Genomic DNA, 6,184 nt, shown 5'->3' on the forward strand with positions numbered 1-6,184 from the left:
AGGGGCCGGAACGTTACGTCCCGACCCCTCCCGCAAACACGTTCCACCGCCTACGCTCACGCCTCAACATCCACGTACCGGCCGGTAGCCGGGGGCAGCGAGGTCGGCGATGGCGGAGCAGCTGGTGGACGGGCGGCTGCGGCGGGCCCGGGCGGCGGTGGCGGGGAGTTTCCTGTTGCAGGGGACGACCTTCGCGCTGCTGGTCACCTGCATACCGGAGATCCAGGAGCGGTACGGGCTGAGCGACGCGCTGCTGCCGGTCTTCCTGGCGGCGGTGCCGGTGCTGGCCGGGGTGGGCTCGGTGGCCTCGGAGGCGGTGGTCGGGCGGACCAGTGCGAAGGTGGTGCTGCGTCTGGTGCAGCCGGCCGTCTGCCTGAGTCTGGCGGCGGTCGGGATCGGCCGCGAGCTGTGGCAACTCGCCATCGCCCTAGGCTTGTTCGGCCTACTGGTCGGTGCGCTGGACGCCAGTATGAACATGCTCGGGGTCGGACTGCAGCGCCGCTACGGCCGGAGCATCATGATCGGCTTCCATGCCGCGTTCAGCCTCGGCGGCATCCTCGGCGCGGTGATCGCCGGCCTCGGCGCGCACTACGACACCTCGCTCGCCGTCCTGTTCGGCGGCGCCGCCGCCGTGCTCGTCCCGCTCGCGCTGCTGACCGGCACCCGCTTCCCCGGCCGGGCCGAACTCGGCGACGCCGTACGGGAGGCGGCCGCGGCCGCCGCCTCCCGGATCCCCTGGCGCCCGCTGCTGCCGCTCTGCGCGGTGATGGCCTTCGCCTACATCGCGGACGCCTCCGTCTCCAACTACAGCGTCAAGTACCTGACCGACGTGCTCGGCAGTCCGGCCGACCTGGCCAAGCTCAGCTACCTCGGCTACATGGTGGCGATGCTGCTCGGCCGCACGCTGGGCGACCGCGCGGTGGAGCGCTGGGGTGCGGTCGCGGTGGTCCGGGCGGGAGCGGTGCTCTCCGCGCTGGGCTTCGCCCTGGCGGCCGCCGCACCGGGGCAGTGGGCCGGGATCGCCGCCTTCACCGTGCTGGGTTTCGGCATCTGCGCGATCATCCCGCAGGTCTTCGCGGCGGGGGGCAGGAGGTTCCCCGAGCACGCGGACGCCGCGGTGGCCCGGCTCAACCTGTTCAACTACGTGGGATTCCTCGTCGGTTCGCCACTGGTCGGCGCGCTCGCCGGGGCGGGCTCGTTCCGCCTGGCGCTGCTCGCGCCGCTGGTCCTGGTGCTGGCGGTGGCCCCGATGAGCCGTTTCTTCACCGCGCCCGCCGCCGAGCCGGTGGCCCCGGAGGCCGCGCCCGCCCGATAACGTAAGGCCCATGAACGCACGGCCCGGGCCCGCGGACAGCTGCGGCCTCCACCTGTACTGGGACGAGGGCGTCACCGCCTACGACTTCGGCCCCGGCCACCCGATGGACCCGACCAGGCTGGCGCTCACCATGCGGCTGGTGGAGGCCCTCGGGCTGGACACCGCACCGGGGGTGACGGTCCGTGCGGCGCCGCCGGCCGGGGAGTCCACCCTGCGGCTGGTGCACACCGCCGAGTACCTGGACGCCGTCCGCCGGATCGCCGCCGAGCCGGACCGCAGCGACCCGGCGCACGGCCTGGGCACCGACGACAACTGGGCGTTCGCCGCCCAGCACACTGCCTCCGCGCTGATCGCCGGCCAGTCGGTGGCGGGGGCCGAGAGCGTCTGGCGCGGAGCGGCCCGGCATGCCGTCAACTTCGCCGGCGGCCTGCACCACGCGATGCCCGACCGGGCGGCGGGCTTCTGCGTCTACAACGACCCCGCGCTGGCGGTGGCCCGGCTGCTGGAGCTCGGCGCCGAGCGGGTCGCCTACCTCGACGTGGACGTGCACCACGGCGACGGCGTCCAGCAGGCCTTCTGGGACGACCCCCGGGTGCTCACCGTCTCCCTGCACGAGAGCCCGGCCACCCTCTTCCCGCAGACCGGCTGGTCCACCGAGACCGGCGGGCCGAACGCCCCCGGCACCGCCGCGAACCTGCCGCTCCCGGCCGGTACGGGCGACGCGGGCTGGCTGCGCGCCTTCCACGCCTTCGTGCCCGAGCTGCTGGGCGCCTTCCGCCCGCAGGTGATCGTCAGTCAGCACGGCGCGGACACCCACCTGGAGGACCCGCTGGCCCACCTCGCGGTCAGCCTGGACGCCCAGCGGCTGGTGGCCGGTGCGGTGCACGACCTGGCCCACCGGTACGCGGACGGCCGCTGGCTGGCCCTCGGCGGCGGCGGGTACGCGGTGGTCGACGTGGTCCCCGCCGCCTGGACCCACCTGGTCGCCACCGCCACCGGCCACCCCCTGGACCCGGCCACCGAGGTGCCGCCCGCCTGGCGCGAGCAGGCCCTGAAGCTCACCGGCCGGCCCGGCCCGGCCCGGATGACCGACGGCGCCCGCCTCGACTGGCGCGACTTCGACGACGGCTACGACCCCGGCGACCGCCTCGACCAGGCGGTCCTGGCCGCCCGCCGTGCCGTCTTCCCGCACCACGGACTGCTGCCGTGACGGGGCGGGAGGAGCTGGTCGCGCACCTGCTGCGGCACCGGCTGGCGGGCCCCGAGATCCCGACGAGCCGTCAGAACAACCTGCGCCACTACCGCCTGTTCGCCCAGGCCGACCCCAAGGCGCTGATGGGCCTGGACCCGGAGCGGCGCTGGGACGAGGAGGCCGTGCTCGGGTTGATGGTGGCGAAGGTCGGCGTGCGGCCGGAGCCGGCCTACACCGAGGGCCCGGACGTCATCGACCCGGCCAGGACGGTGGCCGCGCTGGACCGGCTGGCCGCGCTGCTGGCGGCCACCGCCCGCCGCCGCGGCACGGTGCTGGCGGGCACCGGGCACCCGGCCAAGCTGACGGCCTTCCACACCGCGCTGGCCCGCGCGCTGGAGCGGGCCGGCTGCACCCTGCGCACGCCCGCGCTGGGCGCGCGCTTCCGCGAGCCCACTCCCTCCGGTACGCGGCACTGCCGCCTGGACGCCCTCGGCCCGGTCCTGGTGGTCCGTTCCGCGGAGAGCACGGCGGGGAGCACCGGCGAGCTGCTGCACACCCACTCCCCGCTGCCGGTCCGGCTGGCCCTGACCGCGCTCGCCGAGTCCGGCGAACCGCTGCCCGACCTGGTGCTGGGCGACCACGGCTGGCTCTGCGGCGCCGGCCGGCTGGGCATCCCGGCGGGCGGGATCGCCGACTGCAACGACGTCGCGCCGTTCGCCGCCGAGGCCGAGGGCACCGTCGCGGTGGCCGTCCCGGTGGACGACGGAGCGCAGCCCGACTGCTACAGAGCGCTGAGTGACTACGTACTGCAACGGGCGGACCTCGCACCGTACTCGGAGTGAGTTCCTCCCCCTTCCCACTGGTACCACCCTTAACTACTCTGGGGATACACGTGTGTCGGTGGAGTCACCGGAGGGGAAGCCGGTGCCTTGCACACGGGACAAGGGTCGGGTGAAGTCCATGAGTTCCGGAGAACGCCCTTTGCAGGAGGTCGTCTTCCTGACGGTGGCCGAGGTCGCCTCGGTCATGCGGGTCTCGAAGATGACGGTGTACCGCCTCGTGCACAGCGGAGAGCTGCCCGCGATCCGGGTGGGCCGCTCCTTCCGGGTCCCCGAACAGGCCGTCCACGAGTACCTGAGGGAGTCCTACGTACGACTGGAAAGCGCCTGATCGCCGCCCTGTTCCCGCCTCGGCGGGGCAGGATTACGGCTTATCCGGCGTGGACGGTAGGCTAGGCCCTCCGTCAGTCGTATGGACTCCGTCTCTCACGGACGAGAGTCTCAGTGAGCGAGGGTAGTTCCGTGGGCTCTGTCATCAAGAAGCGTCGCAAGCGTATGGCCAAGAAGAAGCACCGCAAGCTTCTGAAGCGCACTCGCGTGCAGCGTCGCAACAAGAAGTAACACCCCACGGTCGCGCCCTGGCGCGCCTGGGTGTGAAGACCGCCCGTCCCGGCTCCGGCCTGGGCGGGCGGTCGCCTTTTTCCGGTACGGTGCGGCAGAGAGGGCGTTCGAGAGGGGCGGCAGGCGTGGGGAAGACCGTGCTGGTCACCGGCGTGGCCCGGCACCTCGGTGCGAGGTTCGCGGCCCGGCTGGCCGCCCGGCCCGGGATCGACCGGGTGGTCGGGCTGGACAGCGGGGAGCCCTGGGGCGGGATGGCCGCCGACGGGGTCGAGTACGTACGGGCCGAACTGCGCCGCCCGGCGGTGGCCCGGGTGCTGGCCGAGCACGCCGTGGACACCGTGGTGCACCTGGACGTCAGCGCCGGCACCGGCAGCCGCGCGGCGGCCAAGGAGAACAACGTCATCGGCACCATGCAGCTGCTCGGTGCCTGCCAGAAGGCCCCGGGCCTGCGCCGACTGGTCGTCAAGTCCACCACCGCCGTCTACGGCTCCGCCCCGCGCGACCCGGCCGTCTTCGGCGAGCGGACGCTGCCCAGGGCGCTGCCCCGGGACGGCTTCGGCAAGGACGCCACCGAGGTCGAGGGCTACGTCCGCGGCTTCGCCCGGCGCCGCGCCGACGTGGCCGTCACCGTGCTGCGCTTCGCCAACATCGTCGGCCCGGCCGGGGACACCCCGCTGAGCGACTACTTCGCGCTGCCGGTGCTGCCCACCGTGCTCGGCCGGGACCCGCGCCTCCAGTTCGTGCACGAGGACGACGCGGTGGACATCCTGCACCGGGCCGCCACCGAGCGGGCCCGCCCGGGCACCTACAACGTCGCGGGGGAGGGCGTGCTGCTGCTCTCCCAGTGCGCCCGCCGGCTCGGCCGGCCGACCGTGCCGCTGCTCGGGCCCGCGCTCGGGCTGGCCGCCGGGGCGGCCCGCTGGACCGGCCTGGCCGACATCTCGCCGGAGCAGATCCAGCTGCTCAGCCACGGCCGGGTGGTGAGCACCGGTCAGCTCCGGGAGACCTTCGGCTGGGAGCCCGGCCGCTCCACCCCGGACGCCTTCGCCGACTTCGCGGCCGCGCAGACCGTCGGGCTGCTGCCGCCCGGCCGGCTGGCCGCCGCCACCGACCGGCTGGCGGAGCTGCTGACCCGTCAGACCCCGACCAGGAGCTGAGGACGCGATGTCCAGTGCCAACGAGCCCGTGCCCGACGGGGCCAAGGTGATCCCGATCGAGTCCGCGCCCAGCTGGCAGCCGGAGGAGCCGGCCCCCGCGCTGGCCGACCGGATCGCGGACGCCGTCGGCGGTGCGCTGGCCGGGCCGATCGGCGCCGCCGCCACCCGGGCGCTGGGCAAGGGCTGGGAGCAGCGGGCCGCCGACGGGCTGGCCTTCCTGCGCCGCCGGGTCACCGGGGACTACGAGGTGGACGAGTTCGGCTTCGACCGGGAGCTCACCGAGGAGGTGCTGCTCTCGATGCTCCGCCCGCTGGCGGAGAAGTACTTCCGGATCGAGGTCCGGGGGATCGAGAACATCCCGGCCGAGGGCGGGGCGCTGATCGTCGCCAACCACTCCGGGACGATCCCGCTGGACGCGCTGATGACCCAGATCGTCATCCACGACCACCACCCGGACCGGCGTCACCTGCGGATGCTGGCGGCCGACCTGGTCTTCGTGCTGCCGGTGGTCGGCGAGCTGGCCCGCAAGGCCGGGCACACCCTGGCCTGTGCGGAGGACGCCCAGGCCCTGCTGGAGCGCGGCGAGGTGGTCGGGGTCTGGCCGGAGGGCTTCAAGGGGATCGGCAAGCCGTTCAGCGAGCGGTACAAGCTGCAGCGCTTCGGCCGGGGCGGCTTCGTGGCCTCGGCGCTGCGGGCCGGGGTGCCGATCGTGCCCTGCTCGATCGTCGGGGCGGAGGAGACCTACCCGATGATCGGCAACGCCCGGACGCTGGCCCGGGCGCTCGGCCTGCCGTACCTGCCGATCACCCCGACCTTCCCCTGGCTGGGGCCGCTGGGCGCGATCCCGCTGCCGACCAAGTGGACCATCCAGTTCGGCGAGCCGATCGCCACCGACGGGCACCCGCCGGAGGCGGCGGAGGACCCGATGCTGGTCTTCGACCTCACCGACCAGGTGCGGGAGACCATCCAGCACACCCTGTACAAGCTGCTGGTGCAGCGCCGCTCGGTCTTCTTTTAGGGGCCGCCTCCTTGATGGGGCCGGGTCCGCGCCGCCGGGGCACGCACCTCGCCGGCTTCTCGTCAGTCGCCGATGCTCCGCATGGACTCCCTCCTCGGCGCC

General features: G+C 74.0%; 7 protein-coding genes. All 7 read left to right on the forward strand.

Translation table 11 applies throughout. From position 1 onward, the window contains the following. Positions 1–109 precede the first annotated feature (109 nt). A complete protein-coding gene (locus ACWEPF_RS17525; RefSeq protein ID WP_452173250.1) occupies positions 110–1,315 on the forward strand; it encodes an MFS transporter in 1,206 nt (401 codons plus the stop codon). Between the two features lie 10 nt (positions 1,316–1,325). Further along, a complete protein-coding gene (locus ACWEPF_RS17530; RefSeq protein ID WP_452173251.1) occupies positions 1,326–2,525 on the forward strand; it encodes an acetoin utilization protein AcuC in 1,200 nt (399 codons plus the stop codon). Then, on the forward strand, positions 2,522–3,349 hold the full coding sequence (locus tag ACWEPF_RS17535) for a phosphatase (RefSeq protein WP_452173252.1): 828 nt from the start codon (positions 2,522–2,524) through the stop codon (positions 3,347–3,349). Before ACWEPF_RS17530 ends, ACWEPF_RS17535 begins: the two co-directional genes overlap by 4 nt. A 118-nt stretch (positions 3,350–3,467) precedes the next feature. Continuing rightward, positions 3,468–3,677: a helix-turn-helix domain-containing protein gene (locus ACWEPF_RS17540; protein WP_057231645.1), complete on the forward strand. Its 210-nt coding sequence runs from the start codon at positions 3,468–3,470 to the stop codon at positions 3,675–3,677. Positions 3,678–3,808: 131 nt separating this feature from the next. Next, a complete protein-coding gene (locus ACWEPF_RS17545) occupies positions 3,809–3,907 on the forward strand; it encodes a 30S ribosomal protein bS22 (RefSeq protein ID WP_003948845.1) in 99 nt (32 codons plus the stop codon). Positions 3,908–4,032: 125 nt separating this feature from the next. Beyond that, positions 4,033–5,064, forward strand: coding sequence for an NAD-dependent epimerase/dehydratase family protein (locus ACWEPF_RS17550; RefSeq protein WP_452173253.1), 1,032 nt, complete (start codon positions 4,033–4,035; stop codon positions 5,062–5,064). Between the two features lie 7 nt (positions 5,065–5,071). After that, entirely contained in the window at positions 5,072–6,082 is a 1,011-nt protein-coding gene (locus ACWEPF_RS17555) for a lysophospholipid acyltransferase family protein (RefSeq protein WP_449797773.1), read from the forward strand. Positions 6,083–6,184: the final 102 nt, after the last annotated feature.

Source organism: Kitasatospora sp. NPDC004289, assembly GCF_053602875.1.

Coding starts and splice junctions, on each gene's coding strand:
- ACWEPF_RS17540 (WP_057231645.1), top strand. CDS start 3,468: ATGAGTTCCGGAGAACGCCCTTTGCAGGAGGTCGTCTTCCTGACGGTG.
- ACWEPF_RS17525 (WP_452173250.1), top strand. CDS start 110: ATGGCGGAGCAGCTGGTGGACGGGCGGCTGCGGCGGGCCCGGGCGGCG.
- ACWEPF_RS17530 (WP_452173251.1), top strand. CDS start 1,326: ATGAACGCACGGCCCGGGCCCGCGGACAGCTGCGGCCTCCACCTGTAC.
- ACWEPF_RS17555 (WP_449797773.1), top strand. CDS start 5,072: ATGTCCAGTGCCAACGAGCCCGTGCCCGACGGGGCCAAGGTGATCCCG.